General features: G+C 65.3%; 22 protein-coding genes. 15 read left to right on the top strand and 7 right to left on the bottom strand.

Translation table 11 applies throughout. From position 1 onward, the window contains the following. Positions 1-28: 28 nt before the first annotated feature. The 4 genes from TQ98_RS23345 to TQ98_RS23330 form a co-directional block, all read right to left on the bottom strand. Positions 29-1,084 (bottom strand): 3-keto-5-aminohexanoate cleavage protein, encoded by a 1,056-nt coding sequence (locus TQ98_RS23345; RefSeq protein ID WP_044874004.1) that lies wholly within the window; start codon positions 1,082-1,084, stop codon positions 29-31. A 51-nt stretch (positions 1,085-1,135) separates the two neighbouring features. Then, the gene (locus TQ98_RS23340; RefSeq protein WP_103103067.1) at positions 1,136-1,984 is read right to left on the bottom strand and encodes a TauD/TfdA family dioxygenase; all 849 of its coding nucleotides are present in this window, start codon (positions 1,982-1,984) and stop codon (positions 1,136-1,138) included. A gap of 255 nt (positions 1,985-2,239) precedes the next feature. After that, on the bottom strand, positions 2,240-2,728 hold the full coding sequence (locus TQ98_RS23335) for an antirepressor (protein ID WP_044874007.1): 489 nt from the start codon (positions 2,726-2,728) through the stop codon (positions 2,240-2,242). A gap of 373 nt (positions 2,729-3,101) precedes the next feature. Further along, on the bottom strand, positions 3,102-4,925 hold the full coding sequence (locus TQ98_RS23330) for an ABC transporter ATP-binding protein/permease (protein ID WP_044874149.1): 1,824 nt from the start codon (positions 4,923-4,925) through the stop codon (positions 3,102-3,104). A 524-nt stretch (positions 4,926-5,449) separates the two neighbouring features. On the opposite strand from TQ98_RS23330, the gene TQ98_RS23325 reads away from it, so the two are divergent. Further along, entirely contained in the window at positions 5,450-6,691 is a 1,242-nt protein-coding gene (locus TQ98_RS23325) for an NADH:flavin oxidoreductase (RefSeq protein ID WP_044874008.1), read from the top strand. A gap of 57 nt (positions 6,692-6,748) precedes the next feature. Further along, positions 6,749-7,522 carry an SDR family oxidoreductase gene (locus TQ98_RS23320; protein WP_044874009.1) on the top strand — a complete coding sequence of 258 codons (774 nt, stop codon included), beginning with the start codon at positions 6,749-6,751 and terminating at the stop codon, positions 7,520-7,522. 314 nt (positions 7,523-7,836) lie between these two features. Here TQ98_RS23320 and TQ98_RS23315 read toward each other — a convergent pair whose 3' ends face one another. Genes TQ98_RS23315 through TQ98_RS23305 form a run of 3 tightly spaced genes read right to left on the bottom strand, consistent with a single transcriptional unit; the run spans position 7,837 to position 9,216 of the window. After that, entirely contained in the window at positions 7,837-8,334 is a 498-nt protein-coding gene (locus TQ98_RS23315; protein WP_044874010.1) for an Hsp20/alpha crystallin family protein, read from the bottom strand. Positions 8,335-8,361: 27 nt separating this feature from the next. After that, positions 8,362-8,733: an Hsp20/alpha crystallin family protein gene (locus TQ98_RS23310; RefSeq protein WP_044874011.1), complete on the bottom strand. Its 372-nt coding sequence runs from the start codon at positions 8,731-8,733 to the stop codon at positions 8,362-8,364. 27 nt (positions 8,734-8,760) lie between these two features. Next, positions 8,761-9,216: an Hsp20/alpha crystallin family protein gene (locus TQ98_RS23305; RefSeq protein ID WP_044874012.1), complete on the bottom strand. Its 456-nt coding sequence runs from the start codon at positions 9,214-9,216 to the stop codon at positions 8,761-8,763. Between the two features lie 406 nt (positions 9,217-9,622). Here TQ98_RS23305 and TQ98_RS23300 point away from each other — a divergent pair, with 406 nt between their 5' ends. The 13 genes from TQ98_RS23300 to TQ98_RS23235 all read left to right on the top strand — a co-directional run bounded on the left by TQ98_RS23300 (position 9,623) and on the right by TQ98_RS23235 (position 26,233). Next, complete coding sequence (locus tag TQ98_RS23300) at positions 9,623-10,375, top strand: ABC transporter substrate-binding protein (protein WP_044874013.1); 753 nt, start codon at positions 9,623-9,625, stop codon at positions 10,373-10,375. A gap of 480 nt (positions 10,376-10,855) precedes the next feature. Then, on the top strand, positions 10,856-11,800 hold the full coding sequence (mhpB, locus tag TQ98_RS23290) for a 3-carboxyethylcatechol 2,3-dioxygenase (protein WP_044874015.1): 945 nt from the start codon (positions 10,856-10,858) through the stop codon (positions 11,798-11,800). A 22-nt stretch (positions 11,801-11,822) separates the two neighbouring features. Next, positions 11,823-12,680 (top strand): alpha/beta fold hydrolase, encoded by an 858-nt coding sequence (locus tag TQ98_RS23285; RefSeq protein WP_044874016.1) that lies wholly within the window; start codon positions 11,823-11,825, stop codon positions 12,678-12,680. A gap of 15 nt (positions 12,681-12,695) precedes the next feature. Next, positions 12,696-13,490 carry a 2-keto-4-pentenoate hydratase gene (mhpD, locus tag TQ98_RS23280; protein WP_044874017.1) on the top strand — a complete coding sequence of 265 codons (795 nt, stop codon included), beginning with the start codon at positions 12,696-12,698 and terminating at the stop codon, positions 13,488-13,490. A gap of 20 nt (positions 13,491-13,510) precedes the next feature. Then, positions 13,511-14,440, top strand: coding sequence for an acetaldehyde dehydrogenase (acetylating) (locus TQ98_RS23275; RefSeq protein WP_044874018.1), 930 nt, complete (start codon positions 13,511-13,513; stop codon positions 14,438-14,440). Positions 14,441-14,451: 11 nt separating this feature from the next. After that, complete coding sequence (dmpG, locus tag TQ98_RS23270) at positions 14,452-15,462, top strand: 4-hydroxy-2-oxovalerate aldolase (protein ID WP_044874019.1); 1,011 nt, start codon at positions 14,452-14,454, stop codon at positions 15,460-15,462. Between the two features lie 220 nt (positions 15,463-15,682). After that, complete coding sequence (locus tag TQ98_RS23265) at positions 15,683-17,662, top strand: methyl-accepting chemotaxis protein (RefSeq protein ID WP_103103066.1); 1,980 nt, start codon at positions 15,683-15,685, stop codon at positions 17,660-17,662. 414 nt (positions 17,663-18,076) lie between these two features. After that, positions 18,077-19,120: a YCF48-related protein gene (locus TQ98_RS23260; protein ID WP_044874020.1), complete on the top strand. Its 1,044-nt coding sequence runs from the start codon at positions 18,077-18,079 to the stop codon at positions 19,118-19,120. A gap of 35 nt (positions 19,121-19,155) precedes the next feature. Beyond that, on the top strand, positions 19,156-21,528 hold the full coding sequence (locus TQ98_RS23255; RefSeq protein ID WP_044874151.1) for an MMPL family transporter: 2,373 nt from the start codon (positions 19,156-19,158) through the stop codon (positions 21,526-21,528). A gap of 56 nt (positions 21,529-21,584) precedes the next feature. After that, a complete protein-coding gene (locus TQ98_RS23250) occupies positions 21,585-23,192 on the top strand; it encodes a DUF1302 family protein (RefSeq protein ID WP_044874021.1) in 1,608 nt (535 codons plus the stop codon). Positions 23,193-23,213: 21 nt separating this feature from the next. After that, positions 23,214-24,482, top strand: a complete 1,269-nt coding sequence (locus TQ98_RS23245; protein ID WP_044874022.1) for a DUF1329 domain-containing protein — start codon at positions 23,214-23,216, stop codon at positions 24,480-24,482. 87 nt (positions 24,483-24,569) lie between these two features. Next, the gene (locus TQ98_RS23240; protein WP_082073272.1) at positions 24,570-25,676 is read left to right on the top strand and encodes an alcohol dehydrogenase catalytic domain-containing protein; all 1,107 of its coding nucleotides are present in this window, start codon (positions 24,570-24,572) and stop codon (positions 25,674-25,676) included. 17 nt (positions 25,677-25,693) lie between these two features. Next, positions 25,694-26,233: a cupin domain-containing protein gene (locus TQ98_RS23235; RefSeq protein WP_044874023.1), complete on the top strand. Its 540-nt coding sequence runs from the start codon at positions 25,694-25,696 to the stop codon at positions 26,231-26,233. Positions 26,234-26,581: the final 348 nt, after the last annotated feature.

Below are 26,581 nucleotides of genomic sequence, written 5' to 3'. Positions count from 1 at the left end.
GTCCTGGATTGAGGTGACGCCGAGGGCGTCAGGCGTGCTGGGTGAAACCGACCTGACCCGGTTTGCGGTTCGGCGCAAAGCCGTTCTTGGCCAGGGTCTCGTCGGCATCCTTGTAGAAAGTCCCGACCTTGTAGATCTTGCGAGCTTCCTCGCCGTTGGCCACTTCACGACCGAACTCACGGGAGATGCGCACCAGCTGCTCGATCTGCTCGACGGTGCTCATCTTCGCGGTCTGGCGCTGGTTCCAGATGTTGTCCTCGATGCCGCAGCGCACGTGGAGGCCGAGGGCGATGGCCATCATGTTCAGCGGCAGCACGTTGCGCATGCTGGTCTCCAAGGTCAGTACCGAACCATCCGGGCAGGCGCGCACGAAGTTGGCCATGTCATACGGGTTCGGCGAGTCGAAGCCGCCGCCGATGGCCACCCAGGTGAGGATCAGCGGCACGTTGCACGCGCCACGGCGCATCATGCGCTCGACGGTATTGAGCTGGGTGATGTTGGCCAGCTGGAAGTGGGTCTGGATGCCCTTGGCCGAGAGCCGGCGAATGTGCTCTTCGACCCAGGCCGGGCCCGCCGGGATGGTCATTTCCTGGTAGGCCTTGAGCATCACCGGGTCTTCCAGCGAGGTGCCGCGAATGTCGGCGGCGGTCATCTGCTCGCAGACGTTCATCTGGTTGGTGTTGATGGCGATGGTCACCTGATCCGGGGTCGGGGTCAGTTCGGCCAGCATGTGGCGGGTGTCGTCGGACAGCCACTTGGCGACGTCGCCGTCGTTTTCCGGGGCGAAGGATATCGAGCCGCCGACCTGGAGGATCATTTCCGGGCAGGCCTCGCGGATACCCGCCAGCAGCTCATTGAACTTGGACAGGCGCTTGGAGCCCTTGCCGTCTTCCTCACGCACGTGGACGTGCAGCACGGTGGCGCCGGCGTTGTAGCAGTCCACGGCTTTCTGGATCTGCGCGTCCATGCTCACCGGAATGTCTTCCGGGAAATCGGACGGCATCCACTCCGGGCCATACGGGGCGGCGGTGATGACCAGCTTTTCCATGTTTTCGACAAACAGGGAACCATCGATGAAGTTCATGCGTTACTCCTGGGATCGGCGATCTAGTGGTTGTTGTGCGGTGCGGGCGGATCAGAAGGGCTTGTCGCCGATGATCCCGGCGCGTTCCATCTTGCGAACGCAGGGCGGGTAATCCATCACGGCGTAATGCTGGGTGGAGCGGTTGTCCCAGATGGCCATGCTGTTCTGCTTCCAGCGCCAGCGGACCTGGTATTCCGGGTTGTAGGCCTGGCTGACCAGGTAGCGCATCAGGTCGCTGCCGCCCATGGAGTGGTCCTGGCCATAACGGACGCGATCGGGCGTGTGGTAGTTGGTGAAGTGGGTGGTGAAGGCGTTGACGAAGAGGATCTTTTCGCCGGTTTCCGGATGGGTGCGCACCACGGGGTGCTCGGGGTCCGGGTACATGGCCTTCAGCGCCAGGCGCTTCTCGATGGGCATGGCGGCGCCGAAGCTCCACTCGATGCTGTGGCGGGCGCGCAGGCCTTCGATGCGCTCCTTCACGTCTGCGGGCAGCTTCTCGTAGGCCAGGGCCATGTTCGCCCACATGGTGTCGCCGCCCACCGGCGGGCACTCGACGCAGCGCAGCACGCAGCCCATGGGCGGGGCTTCACGCCAGGTGGCATCGGTGTGCCAGGCGTTCTCGTAGCGGTCGTTGGGTTGGTCCGGGTCTTTGTAGATGCGCACGAGGCCGGGGTGATCCGGGTCGCTGCCGGCCACCGGATGGTCTTCCAGCTCGCCGAACCGGCGGGCAAAGGCCACGTGCTCGGCACGGCTGATGTCGTGGTCGCGCAGGAACAGCACCTTGTGCTGGAGCAGGAGCTGGCGGATTTCGGCGAAGAGGCCGTCGTCGTACGCCGCATCCGCGAGGTTCACGCCGATCAGCTCGGCCCCGATACTGCAAGTGAGTTGTTCTACGCGCATCTTGTTGTTCTCCTCAGGCGAAGGGTGTTCGGCCGGGCGAGCTGCGGGGGAGCAGGGCCCTCAGCTCAGGCTGCGAGGAGAAATCTAGGGACGGGGGAGGGGAGCGACCGTGCATTTGGTGACAGGTCGTTCGCAGTTCATGACAGGTTTGCGCGCCCTGAAACGGGATTTCGCGTGGGCTTGATCTGGGTCAGTTTTTCCGGGGTATCGAGGCAATGGGCCACGCAGGCTCGAACCCGCATGGCCCGCAACAACCTACGGGATTTGGCTGCCGACGAGTGCGTCCCGTCCCGGCTTCTGCCCCTGCATGCGCGGCAAGTCTTCGTAGCGAATCCAGAGCGCGCCCTGCCATTCCATCAGGTTCAACTCATGGCCCTGCCACTGCATCAGGCGCCGGCGCGGCTGGTGGCCTGTGGAGGATTGGCGACCGAGGGCCGGCACCACTTCATCGCTTATCCAGCTGCGCAGGCCGCGATGCTCGGGGTGGTAGTAGTACACCAGCAGCAGTTGATGCATGCCGCTCTCATTCACCAATAGCTCCGTGCTGAAGGTGCCTTCCTCCAGCCGCAGGACTTCGCTGCGCAACTGGTTCGGGTCGAGCTTTCGCGCAAGGTCGAGATCCGGGCGGAAGCCCGCCAGCTTCGCCAGATCACGGCCGAGAAACCAGGCGCGGTCGTCGATCAGCAAGGCACGCAGGGGCAGGCGAAAGCGGCGGAAGGTGGTGGGCGTCTGGTAGTCAGTCATGGCGCACCTCCGGGCAGCTGCGGAGGGCGGGGGACAGGCGTGGGTGATTGGATATGGCTCTCATGTTCTAACTCCATGTTTGGAACTGAGTAGCCGCCACCAGTAACGATGGTGGTGGACTAGAACCCCAGTTCAGCTGTGAGAAGTCCGGATGGACAGCACCACCCTGTACAGATCCCTCGGATCTGACGGGCTGGCGGGCTGCCCACCGTTCCTGCTATTGGCTTCGTTTTCGGGGGTTCTAATCCCGGTTGCGGCCGGAGCCGCAACGGGGCGAGACGCTATCGAGCCGCTTTGTAGGACGGCAAGGCGGTTGGCCGGTAGGCCCTTTCGGATGCGCCAGTCCCTGGCGACCGAGGCCCGAGCTACCGGCTCAGGTGGAAGCGCTGGCCTCCACGGCCGGATGCTGGTCGAACAGGGTCCAGGCACCCTGACCGTCCACCTCCAGGCGGTGGGTGTGGAAGTCCGCCAGGGTGCTGCGGTGGCCGACGCTGACCAGCATGGTGTCGCGCATTTCATGGCGCAGCAGCGAGTAGAGGGCGTGCTCCAGGCCTTCGTCCATGGCCGAGGTGGATTCGTCGAGGAAGACGATCTGCGGCCGGTTGAACAGGACCCGGGCAAACGCCAGGCGCTGCTGCTCGCCGACGGAGAGGATGCGCGACCAGTCGGTGCTGACGTCCAGGCGGTCCACCAGGTGGGCGAGGCTGACCTGGCGCAGCGCCTGCTGCAGGCGGGACTCGTCTTCAGGCGCGCTGGAGCTCGGATAGGCGATGGCGGTGCGCAGGTCACCCAGCGGCAGGTAGGGGCGCTGGCAGAGGAACAGGGCCTGGGTGCCGCCTGGGCGTTTCACTTCGCCTTGGGCGTAGGGCCAGAGGCCGGCCAGGGCGCGCAGCAGGGTGGTCTTGCCGCTGCCCGACGGCCCTTTGATCAGCAGGGCCTGGCCCGGTTTCAGGCTGAAGTTGAGGTCGGACATCAGCCGGTGGCCATCGGGGCGCAGGACCTGCAGGCCCGCGATCTCCAGCGCATGGGCCTGATCCACGGTGGTCACGCGGGGCAGATCGCTCGCCTGCTGGTTGGCATCGAGGAAACCGCTGAGACGGTCGAGGGTGGCGCGGTACCGGGCGAAGGCATCGTAGGACTCGCGGAAGAAGGACAGCGAGTCCTGCACCTGGCCGAAGGCCTGGGAGGTCTGCATCACGTCCCCCAGCTTGATGGCGCCGCTGAAGAAGCGCGGCGCCTGGAGGATGAAGGGGAACACCACGGCGACCTGGCTGATGGCGAGGTTGAAGCCATCGAACTTCAGGCTCCGGTAGACCAGCGACCAGACGTTGCCGATCAGCGTGGAGAACCGCCCGAGCAGGGTCTGCCGCTCGATTGCCGAGCCCTGGTAGAAGGCGACGTTTTCGGCGTACTCGCGCAGGCGCATCAGGGCGTAACGGAAGTTCGCGGTGAGCTTCTCGTTCAGGAAGTTCAGGCGGATCAGCGGGCGACCGAGGCGGAAGGCGATCCAGGTCGCGACGATCACGTAGACGTACACCGCGAAGACCATCGCCCGGGGTATTTCCACGCCGGAGATCGTCAGCGGCGCCGACAACCCCCAGAGGATGCCGGTGAAGGCCACCAGCGACACCAGCGCGCTGACGGCGCCGAGGGCGAGGGATACCGAGCCCGAGACGAAGGAGCTCACATCCAGTTCGATCCGCTGGTCGGGGTTGTCCACCGGCTCGGCGAGGAACTGCCCACGGTAGTAGGCATCGCCTTTCATCCAGTCAGCGGTCAGCCGATCGGTCAGCCAGACCCGCCAGTGGATGTTGAAGGCCTGGGTCACGTAGTAGGTGAACAGCGCGCGCAGCACATGAATGGTGGCGAGGATCGAGAACACCCCGAGGAGGAACCAGAAGGCCTTCTGGTCCAGCCCCTGCAGGGCGCTGTAGAAGCCGTTGTACCAGAACGAGAACAGCACGTTCATGCGCACCGAGAACAGCGTCAGCACCAGCAGCAGGGTGAAGGCCAGCAGGGGTCGCCAGCTGCGCTTCGGGCTGAGGTAGGGGCCGGTGATCTGCCAGAACTGTCTCCCCCAACGGGTGCCGCGTACGGCCAGGGCCGCCGCCGCAGTGAAGGAGACGATGGTGATGAGCGAGGCGACTGCGAGCCAGATAAGGCTCTCCTGCAGGGCCTGGTGCCAATCCATATCCATGAGGTTATCCAGGGAAGGTCTGAGGGAGATGTTTTCGTGCGCGTCGTGCGAGGCGCCCGACGATCGATCGAGCGGCCAGAAATCCGGATCCATGGACCTGGCGCCAGCGCCGGGATAGTAACACCGTGCTCGGGCTTGCCCAGGGTGTCCGGTCGGCCAGATCCCGATCACGCCTGACACCTGCGGCCTGGGGTACGCCGTGTCACGCCGGGTGCCCGTGCCATGACAAGTGTCTGACCCCTACCTCGGGAAAAAGTTACCGATCGCCCAGGGACGCACGCACATAGCGGGGGTGCGAAGCGCATCATGGGAGAATCAGGACCAGCGGCATGACAAGGGTGGGCTGTGGCCCTGCAAAGGCCTTGGTGACCAGGTCGTCACTGTACCGGCCTCTAGTCCTGTTGGACGTAGTGGCTACCGGCAGGGAGGGAGAACAATCTTGCCGGTTCCTGGGCACGCCAGGCTGCTGGCGTTGCTGGTTTAGTCACCGCTGCACTGACAATTAGAACAACAAAGGGTTAGCCATGCAGAACAACAACATTCAGGCCATTGCGCCGTCTCCCTTCAGCCCGCTGACCATTGGCCCGCTGACGCTGCGCAACCGGTTCATCAAGTCCGCCACCAACGAAGGCATGTCCCCCAACGGCGTTCCAAGCAAACAGCTGGCCAGGTTCCATGGTGACATCGCGGCCGGTGGTGTGGGCATGACCACGCTGGCCTACTGCGCCGTCAGCCCGGATGGCTGCACGCTGCAGAACCAGATCGTCCTCGACCGGGATAACCTTGCGCACCTGCGCGTGCTCACCGACGCCGTGCATCGCCATGGCGCTGCGGCGTCGGCACAGATCACCCACGGCGGCTGCTTCACCTTCCTGCCGCCGCGGCAATCCGCGCACCCACTGTCCGCCAGCGGCGGCTTCAACAAGGTCGGCATGCTCAGCGGCATGTTCCGCAAGCAGGCGATGACCGAGGCCGACATGCTGCGGGTCGCCGACGAGTTCGTGCGCGGCGCGCATCTGGCTCGAGAGGCCGGCTTCGATGCGGTTGAACTGCACATGGGCCACGGCTATCTGCTCAGCCAGTTCATCTCGCCGTTGTACAACAAGCGCCGCGACCAGTATGGCGGCAGCCTGGATAATCGCCTGCGCTTCCCCAGCCTGGTGCTGCGCAAGGTGCTCGATGCGGTGGGCAAGGACCTGGCGGTGGTGTGCAAATTCAGCATCACCGAGGGCGTGCGGGGCGGCAACACCGCCGAGGACGGCGCCGCCATCGCCCGCATCCTCGAACGTGACGGCGCGCACCTGCTGGTGTTGAGCGCGGGGATGAACGTCGAGTCGACGTCCACCATTTTCGGCTCCACCTTCCCCAAGGAAAACCGCGTCACCGTCAGCAACCCGATCGTCGCTGCCGGCATGCTCATCCAGAGCCTCATCGAACCCAAGGTGGCGTTCCGCGAGCTGTACCTGCTCGAACATGCCCGCAAGGTCCGGGCGGCCGTGAAGATGCCGCTGGCCTACCTGGGTGGGGCCAAGAGCCTGGCCGGGATCGAGCAACTGATGGCCGAGGGCTTCGATGCCGTGACCATGGGGCGCGTGCTGATCGCCGAGCACGACTATGTCAACAAGCTGCAGTCGGGTGCGAGTCGCGACTCGATCTGCACCGCCTGCAATCGCTGCGTGGCGATGATGTACACCCCGGGCGGCACCTCCTGCGTGCTGGGACAACCCGGTGATCCGCAGCTCAACAGCCAGGGCGCCGCGTCCTGATTCCGGGTGCGCCCGGCACTGGACGGGCGCGCACCTTTCCCTCGCCAGGAGCAATCAATGCTTACTACTGTGATAACCGGTTCCGCGTCGGGAATCGGCGCTGCTACCCGTCAGTTGCTTCAGTCCGTCGGCCATGAGGTCGTGGGGGTGGATCTGCGCAATGCCGACATCAATGGCGATCTGTCCAGCCCCGAGGGGCGCCAGCACGTGTTGGAGGCGCTGCATGAGCGCCTGGGTGGTCGCCTCGACAGCCTGGTGCTGTGCGCGGGTCTGGGACCGCAGGTGAAACCGGAGCGTCTGATCAGCTCGGTCAACTATTTCGGTGCCGTGGAACTGCTCGACGGTCTGCTGCCGCTGCTGCGCGGCGGCCAGTCGCCGGCGGCGGTGGTGATTTCCTCCACCGCCTCGGTGGGTATCGACTGGGAGACCAATCCGCTGGCAGCGTCCTTCGAGGCTGGCGATGAGGTGAAGGTCGGCGAGGACGTGATGGCCGCTGGCGACCAGGCCGGCTACCTGGCCTATTCGGCCTCGAAGAATGCCCTGACCGTGGCGGTGCGCCGCCGGGTGCGGGAGTGGGGGCAGGTCGGCGTGCGCCTCAATAGCATCGCCCCGGGGGCCACCCAAACGCCGCTGCTGCAGGCCGGTATGCAGGATGCGCGCTTCGGCCAGGCGATCCGCGACTATGTCTCGCCGCTGGGGCGCAACGCCGAGCCGAGTGAAATAGCGGCGGTGGCGGCGTTCCTGCTCAGCCCGCAAGCCAGCTTCATCCATGGCGCCCAGCTGTTTGTCGATGGTGGCATCGACGCCCAGATCCGGCCGACGCGGTTCTGAGCCCAGGCGGATACCGCTCCATTTCTCGATCCACTGCCGGTCCTGCTCCAGGGGCCGTCCCCTTTTCGACATGGCAACCAGGGGCAGTCCCAGCATCGGAGACGTCGCGCCACTGACACCCTCTCAAGCCAGGATCATGAGCGACTGCCTCCTCACGCTGCTGTAATCCGGAGTGGTGAGTCCTGGCGCCTTCTACTTCCTCGGTTGAAAAACTGCCCGCCCGCGAGTTTGTCGCGGGCGGGCAGCCGCGGTGACGAGGCTATTTCCCTTGCCTGTAACCGGCAGGATGATCGCCAGGCGGCGCGGTGTCGGCCCTAGCGAACCTCGATGCGCCGGCCACGCGCACGCGCTTCCTTGGGCAGTTCGATACGCAGCACGCCGTTGCTGCACTTGGCCTTGGCCTTCTCGGCAATGACTGGCGCGGGAAGCTGGAAGCGGCGCCGGAAACTGCCGAACGTGCACTGGCGGACACGGTAGCGCCCATTCCCCCGTTCCTGCTCGACTCGCTTTTCACCGCGGATGAGCAGAACGTCTCCCTGCACCTCCAGCTCAAGATCCTCCTTCACCATTCCGGGTACCTCCAGCCGGACGACGACCTGTTCGCCATCCTCATAGAGATCGCCCGCCAGCAATCCCCAGTTCGAGGCAAGTGCCGGTGGCGCGGAGGCATCTTCCGGTGCGCTCCTGCTCCGAGTGACGGGCGTGAAACGCGTCAGCGCCTCGCTGGCACGATCGCGAAGCTGGCGCCAACCCTCACCCAGCGAATGCCAGGTTTCCTCCAGGCCATGCTTGAACTCAGCTAGTTTATCCATGGGATCGACCTCCTCGAGTTCAGGGGCCTACTCGCTTCTCACGGCGATCTTCCGCGGTTGGGCATGCGGGTGCTTGGGAATACGCAAATTCAGCACACCGTCCCGCAGTTGAGCGTCGATCTGTGTCGTATCCAGCTCGGTGCTCAAGGTGAAGGCTCGCCGGAAGCGCGAGAGCTGGACTTCGGCATAGACGGCCTCCAGCTGTTTGGACATCTCCGGCATGATCTCCCCTTCCAGCACCAGCGTGTCACCTTCCACATTGACCACGAGACGCTCTTTGGGCACCCCTGGAAGGTCCGCGAACACCTGGATTCCGTTGTCATCCTCAAAGACATCGATACGCGGCAGCAGCGTTTGGGTTTCAGTCTCGCCGCGCACGACCGCTTGCTTGTCGTTCATGGTGACTCCTCCGTCAAACCGATGCTGTTACTGAATGGTTATGCGCCTGGGCTGCGCAGCCTCGCGCCGAAGCAGCGAGATGCGGAGAACGCCGTCGCAATAGTGAGCCTCGACCTTGTCGGTATCGACCTCATCGTTGAGGCTCACGGTGCGCTTGAACCGTCCGGAATAACGCTCGTTGGCATACACGGAGCAGTTGCCTTCCTCCGTGCTGCGCGCCGGCCGGCGCTCGCCGGATATCGATAACAACCCTCGGTGAATCTGCACATCGAGGTCGTTCGGATCGACGCCGGGAACGAAGGCGTAGACTTCCATGCTGGACGGCGTGCTTCCCACGTTGATCGCAGGAAAAGCACCACTGGCCAAGGCACGAATGCTGCCCGGACGCCCGAGACCAGGCCCCAGGACCTGTTGCAGTTCGCGCTGGAGCCTTTCGAACTCGGCAATGGGATCGCTCGACAGATTAAGAAGGGACTCGTACATGACAAACCTCCTTCCGGCTGACTGACATGATCTCGGACAGGAGGCTCGAAGCACTCAGCTCCGGCCCCTGACGACGGGAAATATGTAAGCGATCTCGAGCTTTTCAAGTCCCGGCTTAAACGAATATGGAATTAGATATTTCCACCCTTATTGCACGTTGAATCTTTGCCCTGGCCCCACTGGATGTAGCCCGGGGAACCGCTCAAATCCGGGCTTCTCGAGCTCGGCCGGGCTCGACGATGCAGCCAAACGCGCCTCGCCTGAAGCCAAGGTGCCCTTACTGTCTTTTCTGTCTGATCGAAGATTGCTGGGTCTGATTCGACGGATAACCCAAAAGCGCTGCGTCCCTACGAGCGAGCAGTTATGCTGCGCGGGCTCTTCCCCCTAATAACAATGAGAGCCTCACATGTTCAAACGCTTAGCTTTATCGCTTGCCGGCAGCCTGCTGCTTTCCACCGCTGTCGCCGCAGAAGTAGCCTCCGACTACAGCGTTGTCCTGCTCACGGAAAACTACCCGCCGTACAACATGGCGATCAACGGCAAGAACTTTGCGCAGGACGATACGATCGATGGCATCGCTGCCGATATTGTCCGCGAGATGTTCAAGCGCGCCGAGGTGAACTACACCCTCACACTGCGTTTTCCCTGGGACAGGATCTACAAGCTGGCACTGGAGAAACCCGGCTATGGGGTGTTTTCCACGACCCGACTGCCAGAACGCGAGCAGCTGTTCAAATGGGTGGGCCCGATCAGCTCTGATGACTGGGTCATGTTGGCCAAGGGGGACAGCAAGATCAGCCTGAGCAACCTGGACGAAGCGAAGCAGTACAAGGTAGGTGCCTACAAGGGCGATGCCACCGGCGAGTTCCTGGTCCAGCAAGGTTTGACGCCAATCACCGTGCTGCGCGACCAGGAAAACGCCAAGAAGCTGCAGAACGGCCAAATTGACCTCTGGGCCGTGGGTGATCCGGCTGGCCGCTACCTGGCCAAGCAGGAAGGCATCACCGGCTTGAAGACGGTTCTGCGCTTCAAGAGTTCGGAACTCTATCTGGCGTTGAACAAAGAGGTGCCGGATGAAGTGGTGCAGAAGCTCCAGCGTGCGTTGGATCAGATGCGCGCCGAGGGCTATGTGGACGAAACCATCGAAAACTATCGCTGAGCGTGGTTACGTGCCGATTTCCTCGTGTGAGCGTTGACGCGTAAGCGAGTCTCGCCGTTGGCGGCGGGCTGACAATCTACCGACACATGCACAGAAGAACCCCTGGAAAACGCTGAGTTGTTCAGGGGTTTATTTTTGGGAGCCGGGGAAATGAACCGGCGACCTTCGCGTTGCACGTCGTAGTCAGTTGCAACGGCAGGGAACCGATCACCCGCGCATTCAGCAATCAGAGCGGGTGTGCTTACTTTTTTGCGCTTTCGGGATAGCGCCGTAAGCCACGGGAGCGCCTGCCGAGCGTCAGCTTCATATCCTCCGTTGCGTCCGCCCCCGTCTTCGAGGGCCACCACCGCCCGAACGCCTTCTCTTCAGGAAGGGCGTTACCGGCGCTGCCGACGCAGTTACGGAGCCCGTCCCCATGAGTCATTCATCCCATCCAGCCTTCCTGTGCCCGGCGTCGCCCTCGATCCGGGAGGTGCTGCGATGAGTGCCCTGCTGCAATGCCTTTCGCATACCCCGCTGGTGGGGTACTTCGACCCGACGCCGGAGGTGCTGGCCGAGGTCGATGGGGTGATCGCCACGGCGCGGGAGCGGATCGAACGCTTTTCGCCGGAGTTGGTGATCCTGTTTTCCCCGGATCACTACAACGGCTTTTTCTACGATGTGATGCCGTCGTTCTGCATCGGCATGGCGGCCCACGCCATTGGCGATTTCGGCACCGCCGCCGGGGTCATCAGCGTGCCGCAAGCGCTCGCCGAGCAGTGTGCCGAGACGGTGCTGGCCGGTGGTGTCGATGCCGCCGTGTCCTACCGCATGCAGGTCGACCACGGTTTTGCCCAGCCGCTGGAGGCGCTGCTCGGTGGTCTGCGGCGCTATCCGGTGATTCCGGTCTTCATCAATTCGGTGGCGGTGCCGCTGCCCAGTTTTCAGCGGGCCCGTTTGCTTGGCGAGGCCATCGGCCGCTTCGCCCGTTCCACCGGAAAGCGCGTGCTGTTCCTCGGCTCCGGTGGCCTGTCTCACCAGCCGCCGGTCCCGGAACTGGCCCGGGTCGAAGGGCTGATGGCCGACCGCCTGAAGGGCAGTGGCCGCCACCTGCCCGCCGATGAGCGCGAGGCGCGACAGCAGCGGGTGATCAACGCCGCCCGGCACTTCGTCGAAGATCAGAACAGCCTGCATCCCCTCAACCCCGACTGGGACCAGCACTTCCTCGATCTCCTCGCCACCGGCCGCATGGCCGAGCTGGACGGCCTCGGCAATGCCGAACTGTCGGCGCTGGCCGGCAAATCCACCCATGAGGTGAAGACCTGGGTGGCGGCCTTCGCCGCGCTGTCCGCCTTCGGCCCCTATGAGGCCCGCGATCGCTATTACCGGCCGATTCCGGAGTGGATCGCCGGGTACGGCGCGCTCGCTGCGCAACCGCTTGCCTGACCCCTTCCTCAGAGATTCCGACATGACTGCCATTACCGAAGCCGCCACCAGCCAGTTCATCCGCATCCGGGAAGGCGAACTGGAGCTGAACATCCATTACAACGACTGCGGCCAGGGCGACCAGACCGTGGTCATGCTCCACGGCTCCGGCCCTGGCGCCAGCGGCTGGGCCAACTTCAACCGCAACATCCAGCCGCTGGTGGACGCCGGTTTCCGCGTGATCCTGCTGGACTGCCCGGGCTGGAGCAAAAGCGACTCCATCGTCTGCGCCGGCTCCCGTTCCGACCTCAACGCCCGCATCCTCAAGGGCCTCGTCGACCAACTCGACCTCGACCGGGTGCACCTCCTCGGCAATTCCATGGGCGGCCACAGCGCCGTGGCCTTTGCCCTGAGCTGGCCGGAGCGGGTGGGCAAGCTGGTCCTGATGGGTGGCGGCACCGGTGGCGCCAGCCCCTTCGTGCCGATGCCCACCGAGGGCATCAAGCTGCTCCAGGGCCTCTACCGCGAGCCGACCATCGACAACCTGAAGGCGATGATGAACATCTTCGTCTACGACACCCGCGACCTCACCGAGGCCCTGTTCCAGGCGCGCCTGGACAACATGCTGGCCCGCCGCGACCACCTGGAAAACTTCGTCAAGAGCCTCGCCGCCTACCCGAAGCAGTTCCCCGACTTCGGCTCGCGCCTGGGCGAAATCCAGGCCGAGACCCTGGTCATCTGGGGCCGCAACGACCGCTTCGTGCCGCTGGACACCGGCCTGCGCCTGGTGGCCGGCATCCCCAATTCCCAACTCCATGTGTTCAACAACTGCGGCCACTGGGCGCAGTGGGAGCACGCCGACACGTTCAACCGCCTGGTGCTGGACTTCCTCACCCACTGATTGCCGAGGTGCGCGATGACCCTTTCCCAAGATTCCCTGGAGCAACTGGCCGCCGCCCTGCGGGGTGCCGAGGCCAGCGGCGAGGCCATCGGCCCGCTGCGTGAGCGCATCGGCGAAGCCAATGCCGAGGCCGCCTATGCCATCCAGCGCCTGAACGTCGCCCACGGTGTGGCCGCCGGGCGCCGGGTGGTGGGCCGCAAGATCGGCCTGACCAACCCCAAGGTGCAGGCGCAGCTGGGCGTCGACCAGCCGGACTTCGGCACCCTGTTCGCCGACATGAGCTACGGCGACAACGAGGTGGTGCCGCTCAGCCGGGTGCTACAGCCGAAGATCGAGGCGGAGATCGCCCTGATCCTCGACCGCGACCTGCCGCGTGAAGACACCGGCTTCGCCGACCTGCTGGCCGCCACCGGCTGGGTGCTGCCGGCGCTGGAGATCGTCGGCAGCCGGGTGCAGGGCTGGAACATCCGCTTCGTCGACACCGTGGCCGACAACGCCTCCAGCGGCTACTTCGTGCTCGGTGGGCCGGCACGCCGATTGGACGGCCTGGACCTGCGCCAGGCGGCCATGCGCATGACCCGCAACGGCGAACTGGTGTCCAGCGGCAGCGGCGCCGAATGCCTCGGCCATCCGCTGAATGCCGCCGTCTGGCTGGCCCGCACCATGGCGCGCCTGGGCGAACCGCTGCGCGCGGGCGACCTGATCCTCACCGGCGCCCTGGGACCGATGTCCCCGGTGGCGGCCGGCGACCGCTTCGAAGCGGTGATCGACGGCATCGGCCAGGTGGCCGTTCAGTTCAGCGCCGAGTGATAGCAGAGAGAGCCTTTTCCATGAGCAAGAAACTCAAAGTCGCCATCGTCGGTTCCGGCAACATCGGCACCGACCTGATGATCAAGGTGCTGCGCAACGCGCAGCACCTTGAAATGGGCGCCATGGTCGGGATCGACCCGGCGTCCGACGGTCTGGCCCGCGCAGCACGACTGGGCGTGGCCACTACCCATGAAGGCGTCGAGGGCCTGACCCGTCTGCCGGTGTTCCAGGACATCGACTTCGTCTTCGACGCCACCAGTGCCGCCGCCCACGTGCAGAACGACGCCTTGCTGCGGGGCCACAAGCCCGGTCTGCGCATGATCGACCTGACCCCGGCCGCGATCGGTCCGTATTGCGTGCCGGTGGTCAATCTGGAACAGCACCTGGCGGCAACCAACGTGAACATGGTCACCTGCGGCGGCCAGGCCACCATCCCGATGGTGGCGGCGGTGTCGCGCGTGGCCAAGGTGCACTACGCCGAGATCATTGCGTCGATTGCGTCGAAGTCCGCCGGCCCCGGCACCCGCGCCAACATCGACGAGTTCACCGAGACCACCAGCAAAGCCATCGAAGTGATCGGTGGGGCGGCCAAGGGCAAGGCGATCATCATCATGAACCCGGCCGAACCGCCGCTGATGATGCGCGACACTGTGTTCGTGCTCAGCGAAGCGGCCGACCAGGCGAAGGTGGCGGCCAGCATCGAGGAGATGGCCGCCGCCGTGCAGGCCTACGTGCCCGGTTACCGCCTCAAGCAGCGGGTGCAGTTCGACGAGGTCCGCGACCTGAATATCCCCGGCCACGGCCGCTTCTCCGGGCTGAAGACCTCGGTCTTCCTCGAAGTGGAAGGCGCCGCCCATTACCTGCCGAGCTACGCCGGCAACCTCGACATCATGACCTCCGCCGCGCTGGCCACGGCCGAGCGCATGGCGCAGTCCATGCTCCAGGCCTGAGGAGACCGACCATGAACGGCAAGAAGCTCTACATCTCCGACGTGACCCTGCGCGATGGCAGCCACGCGATCCGCCACCAGTATTCCCTCGACCAGGTGCAGGCCATCGCCCGCGCCCTCGACCAGGCGAAGGTGGACTCCATCGAAGTCACCCACGGCGACGGCCTGCAAGGCTCGTCGTTCAACTACGGCTTCGGCGCCCACACCGATCTGGAGTGGATCGAGGCCGCCAGCGACGTCATCGAGCACGCCACCCTCACCGTGTTGCTGCTGCCCGGCATCGGCACGGTGCACGACCTCAAGGCGGCCTACGACGCCGGGGCGCGTTCGGTGCGCATCGCCACCCACTGCACCGAGGCGGACGTGTCCAGGCAGCACCTCGAATACGCCCGCAGCCTGGGCATGGACACCGTGGGCTTCCTGATGATGAGCCACATGATTCCGGCCGCAGAACTGGCTCGGCAGGGCCAATTGATGGAGAGCTACGGCGCGCAGTGCATCTACATGGCCGACTCCGGCGGCGCGATGAACATGCAGGACATCCGCGACCGCATGCGTGCGTTCAAGGCCGTGTTGAAGCCGGAGACCCAGACCGGCATGCACGCCCACCACAACCTCAGCCTCGGCGTGGCCAACTCCATCACCGCTGTGGAAGAAGGCTGCGACCGCATCGACGCCAGCCTGGCCGGTATGGGCGCTGGCGCCGGCAACGCGCCGCTGGAGGTGTTCATCGCCGCCGCCGAACGGCTCGGCTGGCACCACGGCACCGACCTCTACCGCCTGATGGACGCCGCCGACGACCTGGTGCGCCCGCTGCAGGACCGCCCCGTGCGGGTCGACCGCGAAACCCTCGGACTCGGCTATGCCGGCGTCTACTCCAGCTTCCTGCGCCACGCCGAAGTGGCGGCGGCGAAGTACGGGCTGAAGACCCTGGACATCCTGGTCGAGCTGGGCCGGCGGCGGATGGTCGGCGGCCAGGAAGACATGATCGTCGACGTGGCGTTGGACCTGCTCAAGCGCTGAGGACGCTCTCTGCCGGATGGGTCGGGCGGCGTTCCGCGAGCTTGCGATACCCATCGAACCCCGCTGATGGGTATCGCTTCGCTCCACCACATCCTACTCACCACCCCGAAAGGGGCGATCGGGCCCACTAATGCCCGACACCCACGCCCGACACCGACATCGCCATTGAATCCGCGGAGGCCAGGGATGCGCCGCCGGCCGCCCGCTACAGGAGTTCGCCATGCTGGCCAGGCTGTCCTTGAAGAACAAGCTGCTCATCAGCGTCTTGCCGCTGACCCTGCTGGTCTATCTGGTGACCGTGCTGCTGGTCTACCAATCGAGCAAGGCCTCGACCGAGGCCCTGGCGGAAACGGCGGTGGACGCCATCGTTCACCAGCAGGCCGCCGAAATCGGTGCCTACTTCGACAATGCCCTGTATTCGGCGCGCACCACGGGGGAGCTGCTTGGCCGGGAGCTGGCCGATGGCGAGCTGGTGGACAGCCGCATCGCCGACCAGATGCTGGAAACCCTGCTCCACACCAGCCCCCAGGTGAGTGCCGCCTGGTGGCTGCCGTCACAGGGGCAGGTGCGCACGCCGGTCTACTGGCTGCGTGACGGCGGCGGCACCCTGCCGGCCTCACTTGAGCAACGGCAGGCCCTGGCCGAACTGATGGGGCGCGATGCCGTCGAGCGCGAGCGGGTCGATCCACCCCGTGCGTTGCCGGGGCTCGGCGACGCGCGCCTGGCTATCCCGCTGTTGATTCCGATACGTCAGAACGGGCGGGTGGTCGGGAGCCTGGGGCTGGGCCTCGATGCGAAGCAGCTCCAGGCCAGCGTGGCCCGACTGCGCCCGCTGGGCGTGGGCCTGGCTGCCTTGACCGCCAACGACACCACGCTGGTGTCACACCCCGACCCGAGCCGGATCGGACGCAAGGAGGCCGAAACCGAGGCGGACTTCATGGGCGAGTACTTGCAGACCATGATCGACGCCGTGCGTAACGGGCGGCCGCTGACCCTGCGCTTCGTCTCGCCGGCCATGGGGGAGGAAATCTTCATGCTCGCCGTGCCGGTGGCTATCGGCGATACGGCAACGCCCTGGTCGTTCGGCGTGGCCTTGCCCAGCGCAGCGGTCCTGGGTGGGGTCAAGGCCCTGGCGGTAAAGCTGTTGCTGCTGGGGACGGCCGCCGTGCTGATCGCCGCAATCCTGATCCTGCTGCTCGGCCAGGCCCTGGCGCGGCCGCTGAACGCCGTGGTGCTGGCGGTCAGGCAACTGGCCTCGGGCGAAGCCGATCTGCGCGCTCGCCTGCCGGTCCAGGGGCGCGACGAGTTGGCGACGTTGGCACAAGAATTCAATCGTTTCATCGGTTCCATGGCCGAGCTGGTGGCCGAGATCAAGAGCACCGGCCAGACGCTTCACGAAACCTCCGAGGCGCTCCAGCAGGAGAGCCAGGCCGCCGGGGCCGGTGTGGATGCGCAGCGCGACGAGATCGGCCAGCTCGCGGCCGCCATGCAGCAGATGGCGGCCACGGTGGAGGAGGTGGCCGGAAATGCCGGCCTGACGGCCCGCGCCACCAGTGACGGCGACCAGGCGGTGGCCCGAGGGCAGGGCACGGTGGCCGCCCTTGCCGAGGCGATCACCCGCAATGCCACGCTGCTGGAAGAGATCTTTGTGCTGACCGAGCAACTGGAGGGCACCAGCCAGACCATCGGCAGCGTGGTGGCGGTGATCCGCGAAATCGCCGACCAGACCAACCTCCTGGCGCTCAACGCCGCCATCGAGTCGGCCCGCGCCGGCGAGCAGGGCAGGGGATTCGCCGTGGTGGCCGACGAGGTTCGGGCGCTGGCCCGGCGTACGCACAACTCCACCGAGGAAGTGCGCCGCAGCATCGCGGCTATCCAGGAGCGCACGCAGACGGTGGTCGGCATGGTGGAGCGGAGCCGGCAGGGCTCGCACTCCAACGTCGCCAGCGCCCGCGACGCCAGCGAGGCGTTGCACCGGATCACGCAGATGATCGGCGAGGTGCGCGAGATGAGTCAGCAGATCGCCACGGCGACCGGCCAGCAGGCGGCAACCAGCGAGCAGCTGTCGCGCAGCCTGGTGACCATCGCCGATTCGGCGGAGAACGCATCGCGCAGTGCCGGCCAGGTCCGCCGGCGCAGCCACGACCTGCAGTCGCTGGCGGGTCGCCTGAATGCCCTGGTGGACCGCTTCAGGCTCTGAGCGGGGGCAGCGATCGGTGCTGCGCCCGCGCATCCATCCTATGGCCTGCCCGTCCCGGCCTGTTACGACTCAATCGAGCGACGGAGCTGCTCAGGTAGGGTGCGCCGTGCGCACCAAGGGTGGAGCGAGGTGCAGGGGGCGATCCCGCAGTCGGTGCGCACAGCGCACCCTACGGTGGGGCCAGTGCAGCAGTTGAGCCCCGGGTGCGCAGGCAGGCCCCGCCCCCTTCATGGGTAGTCCGAAGCGGGTCAACCATCCCGTGAATGCTCAGGGCCGGCGGGAAAATCTGCGCCTGGGGGACAAGCCGTGCAGTGTCGGGATAGTTCGGGTCCCGGGGGGTACCTAGAGTGGGGTTGCCTGCGTTGCCGGCGCCATTACCAGAACAAGACGACGCCAACCCTGTGGACCCGAGCCATGTCAAAACTCATCAACATCGATCAAGCCGCCGCCCAGCGGATACCGAGCCCGGGCCTCGTGCAGCGCGCCCTGAAAGCGCTGATGACGGTGCTGCCCTGGTCGATCATCGCCGGTCTGCTCTGGGCCGGGCTGTTCATCAAGCCGCAGCCGGTCGGGGGCACCGTGACCCCGCCGGCACTGGAGCGGCGGGACCATTTCTACGGCCTGGCCCTGGCCGCCGATGGCGAGGTCTGGGCCTGCGGATCGAACGGCAAAATCCTCGCCATCGCGCCGGACGGCCAGGTTCGCCGCCTGCCCACGCCGACTGACCGGACGCTGCAAGACGTTGCCATCTGGGATGCCGCGCATGCCGTGGCGGTGGGCAACGACGGGGTGATCCTGCATAGCCAGGACGCGGGACGGAACTGGCAGCTCGCCGAAGGCGTGCCGCGCTCGGACGTTGCCAACAAGCTCAACCGCGTGCGTGTCGCCGCAGGCGGGCTGGCCATCGCCACGGGCGAAATGGGCGCCCTGCTGGTCAGCCGGGATTACGGCCAGACCTGGCAGCGTCTGCGCGAAGAGGAAGACGTGGCCTGGAACGACGTGGCCATTCTCGACGGCGGCCGCCTGGTGGTGGTCGGCGAGTTCGGGCGCGTCCTGCTCAGCGATGACCAGGGGCAGAGCTGGGAGGAAATCGCCGCGCCCGTTCCCGGTTCGCTGATGTCGGTGCAGTTCCGCGATGGCCAGAACGGCGTGGCGGTCGGTCTCGAAGGCGCCCTGCTGGTGACCCGTGATGGCGGCCGCAATTGGGAAACGGTCGAGCTGGGCGTGACCGAGCATCTGTTCGATGTGCTGTGGAACCCGCAGCAGCAGCGCTGGTTCGCCACCGGCTCCCTGGGTCGCTGGGTCTCCGGCAACGGCGAGGACTGGAAAAGCGGCGCCCTGGATGAACGCAACCTCTCCTGGCACACCCGCGCCCTGGTGAACGGCGGCGCGACCTGGCTGGCCGGCGCCGACATCGGCCGCTGGGACGGCCGCCAATGGTCGGAGCTGCAGCCATGAACCCGTCCCTGGCCCCTTCCAATGGAGAGCAGAACATGATCGAACGCATTGCCGAGTTGTGCATCCGCTGGCGCGCCTGGGTGGCGGGCGGACTCCTTATCCTGACCCTGGCCCTGAGCTGGTTCGCCCTGCACATCGAGGTCCGCACGGTCTTCGAGGACATGCTGCCCTCGCGCCACGAGTACGTGCAGACCCACGACAAGTTCAAGGACACCTTCGGCGGCTCGAACATGGTCACCATCATGTTCGAGGTGGAGCAGGGGGATATCTTCCAGACCCCCGTGCTGGACAAGGTGCGGACCGTGACCCTGGGCCTGCGTGAGGTGTCCGCAGTCAACCAGTACCAGATCACTTCGCTCGCTTCGAAGAAGCTGAAGGAGGTCCGCGCCTCCACGGCCGGCATCGAGAGCCGCCCGCTGATGTGGCCGGATCTGCCGGCGAACGCCGAGGCCATGACCGAGCTGAAGCAGGCCGTGCTGCGCAACCCGCTGGTCTATGGGCCCTACGTGTCCAAGGACCTGCAGGCCACCCTGATCACCGTGGACTTCATCGACCAGCAGGTGGACTACACCAAGGTCTTCCAGGAGATTCGCGACCTGATCGCCAAGGTGGATGACGGCAGCGTCAAGATCCGCGTGGTGGGCGACCCGATCCTCTATGGCTGGGTGGGCCACTACCTGCCGGAAACCATCGAGCTGGTCGCGGCGGCGCTGCTGGTGACCCTGGTGATGCTCTTCGTGCTGCTGCGCACCTGGCGCGGCCTGATGCTGCCGCTGCTGGCGGGCCTGGTGAGCGCGATCTGGGCGCTGGGCATCTGCCGTCTGCTGGCCATCAATTTCGAGCCGCTGGTGATCGTGGTCGCGATGCTGATCACCTCGCGGGCGGTCTCCCATTCGGTGCAGATCGTCAATCGCTTCGATGATGAGCTGGAACTGCTACCGCCCGGCGCCGACACCGCCGGAATCGCGGCGCGGGTGGCCCTGGCCGACCTCTTCCGGCCGGGCATGCTGGGGGTGATCGCCGACGCCGCGTGCATGGCGGTGGTGGCCCTGAGCCCGATCCCGATGCTGCAGAAGCTCACCGTGCTGGCGGTGGTCTGGGTGTCGACGCTGACGGTCAGCGCGGTGATCCTCACGCCGGTCATGCTGTCCTTCATCCGCAAGCCCCATGGCGTGGCGCATCCCATCGATTGCCTGCCGGTGCTGCGCAAGGTGCTCGACCTGGCGGTGCGGGTCTGCCTGTCGCGGGCCCGTTACGTCGTGCTCGGCGCCAGCCTGCTGGTAGTCGTGGGCGCCGGCCTGTATTCGCTGAACCTGAAGATCGGCGACGCCAACCCCGGCTCGCCGATCCTCTGGCCGGAGTCGCCCTACAACCGTGACTCCGCTGCGATCAACGGCCGCTTCGAAGGCGTTGACCGGATGTTCGTGGTGCTCGGCGACGACAGCCGTCCCGGCCTGATCAAGGGCAACGAAGCGCTGCACGCGATGAACAGCTTTCAGCGCTTCATCGAGGCGCAGCCGGAAGTGGGCGGCTCGCTGTCCATCGCCGACGTCCTGCCCAACGTGAACAGCAGCCTGCGCGAAGGCAATCCGCGCTACCTGGAGCTGGGTGACAGCGGAGCGATCAACGGCAGCCTGATGGCCATGCTGGATTCAGTCTCCGAGCCGGGGGATATCTCGCGCTTTGCCGACGATCAGTACGCCAATGGTTCGGTGACCCTGATGTTCCGTGACCGCCAGGGCGAGACCATCCGCACGGCGGTGGCGCGGATCAAGGAATTCATCGCCACCCATCCCCTGGCCGAAGGCCAGTGGCACCTGGCGGGTGGCCTGATCGGGGTGATGGCGGCGGTCAACGAAATCATCCTGTCCAGCCAGATCGAGGCCATCGCCCTGGCCCTGCTGGTGCTGGCGGTGCTCTGCACCCTGGTCTACCGCTCCAGCGTCGCCGGCATGGTGTTCATGGTGCCGGTGATCATTTCCAACATGCTGACCTTCGCCTTCATGACCTGGAAGGGCATCGGCATGAACATCAACACCGTGCCGGTGGCCGCCCTCGGCATCGGCCTGGGGGTGGATTACGCCTTCTACATCGCCGACCGGGTGAAGGAGGAAATCGCCGAAGGCCGCAGCGCCGAGGAGGCCATCCGCCTGGCCCTGCATTCCTCGGGCATGGGCGTGATCGTCACCGCCAGCGTGCTCATCGTCAGCACCCTGCTGTGGTGGCTGTCGTCGCTGCGCTTCCAGGCCGAGATGGGCCTGCTGATGGCCATCTGGCTGAGCGTGTCGGCCTTCTCCGCCCTCTTCGTCATGCCGTCGCTGCTCTACGTGTTCCGCCCGCGCTTCATCTTCGGCGAGCCGGACCCGCTGGGCGCCGGCTCCGCTTCCGCGTCGCTCCAACCGGTTTGAGACCAGACAACAACAAGAACGCAAGTTCCACGCTGCCACCACCCTTGGGAGACACCATGAACAAGAATCACATCCCGGCCGCGCTCAGGCGTGCGTCGATCGACAAGCTCGCCCTCGCGATTTCACTGGGCACCGTCGCCCTGTCGGCGCTGGCCGACGACAGCTTCCACTACGACGGCTACCTGCGCGAAGAGCTGTCCTGGAACACCAAGGATTGGGGCGACACCCCCGGCTTCGATGACAAGGGCAAATTGTCCATGGCTCGCAGCACCGTTCGCCTCAACCTGGACTGGAAGGCCACGGAAGACATTTCGGTCGTCGCCAAGCTGCGGGCCAGCCGCGAGGTCGAAACCGATTTCCTCGAACACCTCGAAGAGATGGGCGCCAACAACTTCCGCGAAGCGGATGGCCGGGGCGACATCATGGAGCTCTACGACGATGAGCAGATCCGCGAGCTCTACGTCGACTTCCCGGTGGGCGAGCGCCTGTCCTTCCGCATCGGCAAGCAGCAGCTGGCCTGGGGCGAGACCGACTTCTTCGCCGCCAACGACCTGGTGCACGGTTTCGACTTCACCTGGCGCAACTTCCTCGAACCGGCCAACGAGGAACTGCGCAAGACCAACAACATCATCAAGATGAACATCGATGTGCCGGAGCTGGAGGGTGGCCTGGAGGCCTTCGTCCGTCCCGGGCTGGATCGCAAGGACGACATCGGCACCGAGCTGGACATCTACGGCGGGCGCTGGTCGGGCAATCCGTACGCCGGCGTCGATTTCCGCAACATCGACCCCTACAACTTCGAGAACGACGAAGGCGATTACAAGGACTTCACCGGCGGCCTGCGCTGGAGCGGCCTGTACGGCGACCTCAACTACTCGCTGTCGTACCTCCGGACCTTCTACAACTCGCCGATCCTCAACGCCTCGAACAACCTCGCGCTGATCGGCCTGCCCAACGTGCCGTCCGGCGCCGAGACCCACGGCACCGACCAGACCCGCGGTGTGGCCGGCGAAGTCATCTACCCGATCGTCGACATCTTCGGCTTCACCGCCAGCGGCTACTCCGATGCGGCCGACGCGGTGTTCAGCACCGAGATGGCCTACATCAAGGACGCCCCGTACCAGATCACGCTGGACAACCCGACCGTGCTGAGCCAGTTCATTGCCCCCGGCTTCGACGGCTTCACCCGCAAGGACGTGATCGCGGCCATGGTCCGCATGGACAAGAACTTCGCCTTCACCCAGGAGCTGCTGGGGACGGAAAAGCCGATGTTCTTCTCGGTGCAACTGTTCGACAAATGGGTGCAGAACTTCGACGAGGATGACGGGCTGCTCTACAGCGTGGGCTGGGGTGGCAAGGTCAAGGAGCATTCGGTCCTGGCCACCACCATCTTCGACCTCAGCTACGACAGCGGGCGCGTCCACCCACAACTGGTGCTGGGCTCGGACCTGAGCAATGGCGGCGGTTTCGCCATTCCGTCGGTGACCTTCGAGCTGTCCAGCAAGTGGCGCTGGAAGGTCGAGTACGACGCCTTCTGGGATGACGCCCACCGGGACGCCTCCAAGTGCGTGCCCGGACAGATGAACAACTGCGACAGCACCACCCTGTTCGGCGTGTTCCACGACCGCGATCAGGTCTACACCAGCCTGACCTACCTGTTCTGACCCCCCATCGGAGACCTCATCATGAGCGCATCCCGTTTCGCCCTGCGGTACACCCTGGCGGCCGGCCTGATCGCCGCTGCCGGCAGCATCCCGTCCCTGGCCGTTGCCGCCGAACTGCCCGCCGGTACCGTGATCTCCGCCGAGAACATCGACCAGATCAAGAACGACACCTTCGAGGGACACAGCATCGCCAGCCTGCTGACCGAGAAGATGGAGTGGCGCATCCGCAACAGCGGCTGGAAGCTGCCGCTGGCCGCCTCGAAGGAGGTGCCTCTGGACCCGCGCTGGGTCAAGGCCTCCCAGGCCAACGCGGGCAAGGCCAGCATCAACAAGGAAGCCTGCCGGGTGGACAACTGGGGCGCGGGTGAGCCGTTCCCCGAGATCGATATGAAGGACCCGCAGGCCGCGGAAAAACTCATGTGGAACTGGCACCTCGGCCAACTGGTGGGGGATGTCTCCCAGGTGCCGCAGTTCACCCAGTTGCTGATCGACGGCAAGAAGGGCGTCCACGCCGAGCCGGTGGCGGAGTTCAGCCGCTACACCATGAAGGGCCGACTCACCGGCGACAGTACCGTGGAGGGTGACGGCAGCGAGCGTGGTCGTCAGCTGCTCTACTTCAAGTCGCCTTCCGACATGAAGGGGCTGGGCACCTACACCCAGATGTACGACTCGGAAAAGGTCAACGACGTGTGGGCCTACATCCCGGCCGTGCGCCGCATTCGCCGCCTCTCCGGTGGCGCCTGGATGGACCCGGTGGGTTCTTCCGATCAGCTGCAGGACGACCTGGACGCCTTCAACGCCCGTCCCTGCTGGTACCCCGAGTACAAACTGGTGGAAAAACGCTGGGTGCTCGCCGCGGCCAACAGCAAGACCGGCCTGTGGAACCCGAACGGCAAGAGCTTTGCCGAGAAATACCCGGTGCTCGACGACAAGGCGCCGTACTGGAACATGAACAACAACAACTTCGAGCCGCGTGAGGTCTACGTGATCGAAGCGATCACACCGTCGGTGCATCCCTACAGCAAGAAGGTGCTGTACATGGATGTGAAGTACCCGCGTTTCTACTACGCCGAGGCCTATAACCGCAAAGGCGAGTTCTGGAAGTTCATGGAATTCCATTCCTACGCCAACACCGCCGATGGCGATGTCCGTACCACCGCCAGCGCGGTCATCGATTTCCAGCGCAATCACGCCACGCTGTCGCTGATCGACACCGCAGCCTGGAAGACCAACTTCGACGCCAAGGCCAGCAACTTCTCCCTGCAGACCTTGCAGTCGGCGGGCCGCTGATCCTTCGTCGCCTCGGCGCCCGCCATGGGCGCCGACGGCAGTCCATTTCCCGGCGGCCCAGCTACCGTCGGCATGAGGATGACAACAATGACAATGATGCACGCTGCCCGTCTGCATGAGATCGGCGGAAAGTTCGTGGTCGATGAAGTGCCCAGGCCCACACCCGGGCCGCACGATGTGCTGGTGAAGGTCGAGGCATCCGGTGTGATCCCGAACCTGAAGAACGTCACCACGCATTTTCCCGAGTGGTATCCATTCCTGCCGTTGCCCGCGCTGCCGGCGATCTTCGGCCTGGATTCGGCCGGCACGGTTACCGCCGTCGGCTCCGCCGTCACGGCGTTCAAGCCTGGCGACCGGGTCTATGTGAATCCGGGGGTGGGTTGCGGCGAATGCCGCCATTGCCGCGAAGGCGATGCGCCGCGCTGCGAGGCCTACACCTTCATGGGCTATTTCGGTTTTGGCCCCGGCTCGCAGAAGGTGTTCGAGCGCTACCCCTATGCCGGTTACGGCCAGTACATGACGGCCCATGGCCACAGCCTGGTGCGTCTGCCGGATTGCCTGAGCTTCGCCGAGGCGACCCGTTTCGGGTATCTGGGCACCGCCTATGCGGCGATCCGCAAGGCCGCCCTGCGCCCGTCGCAGAACATCCTGATTCTCGGCGCCAGCGGCACCCTGGGTGTGGGCGCCGCGTTGCTGGCCCTGGCGTTCGGCGCGGCCCGCGTACTGGTGGCCGCCCGTGACCAGGCGGCGCTGGAGCGTTTGCAGGCCCTCGATCCGCGCCGCGTGGTGCCGATCCACATCGGCGAGAGGAGCATCCATGAGCAAGTGCGCGCTCTGCTGCCGGCTGGTATTGATTCGATGCTCGATACCCTGGGCGCCAAGGCGCCGACCGAGCTGTCGGTGGATGCCATGCAGGCCGTCGGCCGTGGCGGCCGCATCGTGCAGATCGGTGGCGTGGCCGGTCCGATTCCGATCGATCCGCACCCCTTCATGTGCGCGCAGCTCCAGTACATCGGCTCGCTGTGGTTCACCACCCGCGAGGGCGAAGAGATGGCGAGCATGGTGGAGTCGGGGATTCTCGATCTGTCGCAACTGGAGTCGCGCGCCTATCCCCTGGAGAAGCTCAACGAAGCGCTGGAGGCGATCCAGGCGCAGGGTAATGGTTTCACCAACTTCCACATCCTTCACCGGTGACCGCCAGGAGGTTTCCGATGCGCGCCAATTGCGTGGTGACCGGGCATGACGGTGCAGGCCGTTCCCGTATCGTCAGCGCCGGCCCAATTGCCGGCGACGAATCCTTCGTGCACAGCCCGGGCTTCAGTGCCGCGCTGTTCTGGAAGACCGAGGCCGAGCCGCTGGTGGGCGCTGTCCAGCCCGAACCCCTGGCCCGGATCGAGTCGGTTCTGCCAGCGGCCGGCGGTACCTGCGCCATGCTGGTGACCTTCCCGCCGGAGTCGGCAGGTATGCCCACCCCGGAGCAACTGCAGGCCGCGGGTGAGGAGATGGCCGCTCGCCTGCCGGGGCTGGCGGAGCTGTTCGAGGCGGATGCCCCCGGTTTCCACCGCAGCGACACCATCGACTACGGCGTGCTCGTCGAGGGACAGCTGACCCTGCACCTGGATGAAGGCGAGCCGACCGTGCTGAACGCCGGTGATGTGGTGGTGCAGATGGGTACCCGACACGCATGGCGTAACACGGGTAACACTCCGGCACGCATGATGTTCGTCATGGTCGGTGCCGAGCGCCGATAAGCTGACTGGAAGTCAAGGCCAGGGACGCCTGCGAGGGGGTTCCTGGCCATTTTTTTCGCGACGAATGGGCGCATTCATGACGCAAAGGTCGTGCTGCCGATGTTCGTCGGGAAAAGGGCAGGCAGATAGCGTCTTGGCCCGCTAAATGCTTGATTCGGAAAGTCCCCGGACCTGAATAGGAAACAGGAGCTTGTACAGGGGCCGCAGTGGGCACGTGCTCGCCGAAGCGGCGGTTTTATCCAGCCTTGCACTGAACCGGAGCGCCCGTCGGAGAATCGGGACTCCAGGCTCAGCTAACGACTGCCAGAACAAGAATGATCCGGGGAGATGTACCCCGGATCGCATAAA

It is taken from the genome of Pseudomonas sp. LFM046 (assembly GCF_000949385.2).
Classification (GTDB): domain Bacteria; phylum Pseudomonadota; class Gammaproteobacteria; order Pseudomonadales; family Pseudomonadaceae; genus Metapseudomonas.
Note: the sequence above shows the minus strand (reverse complement) of the source record. Positions and strands in the feature narration are given on the sequence as shown.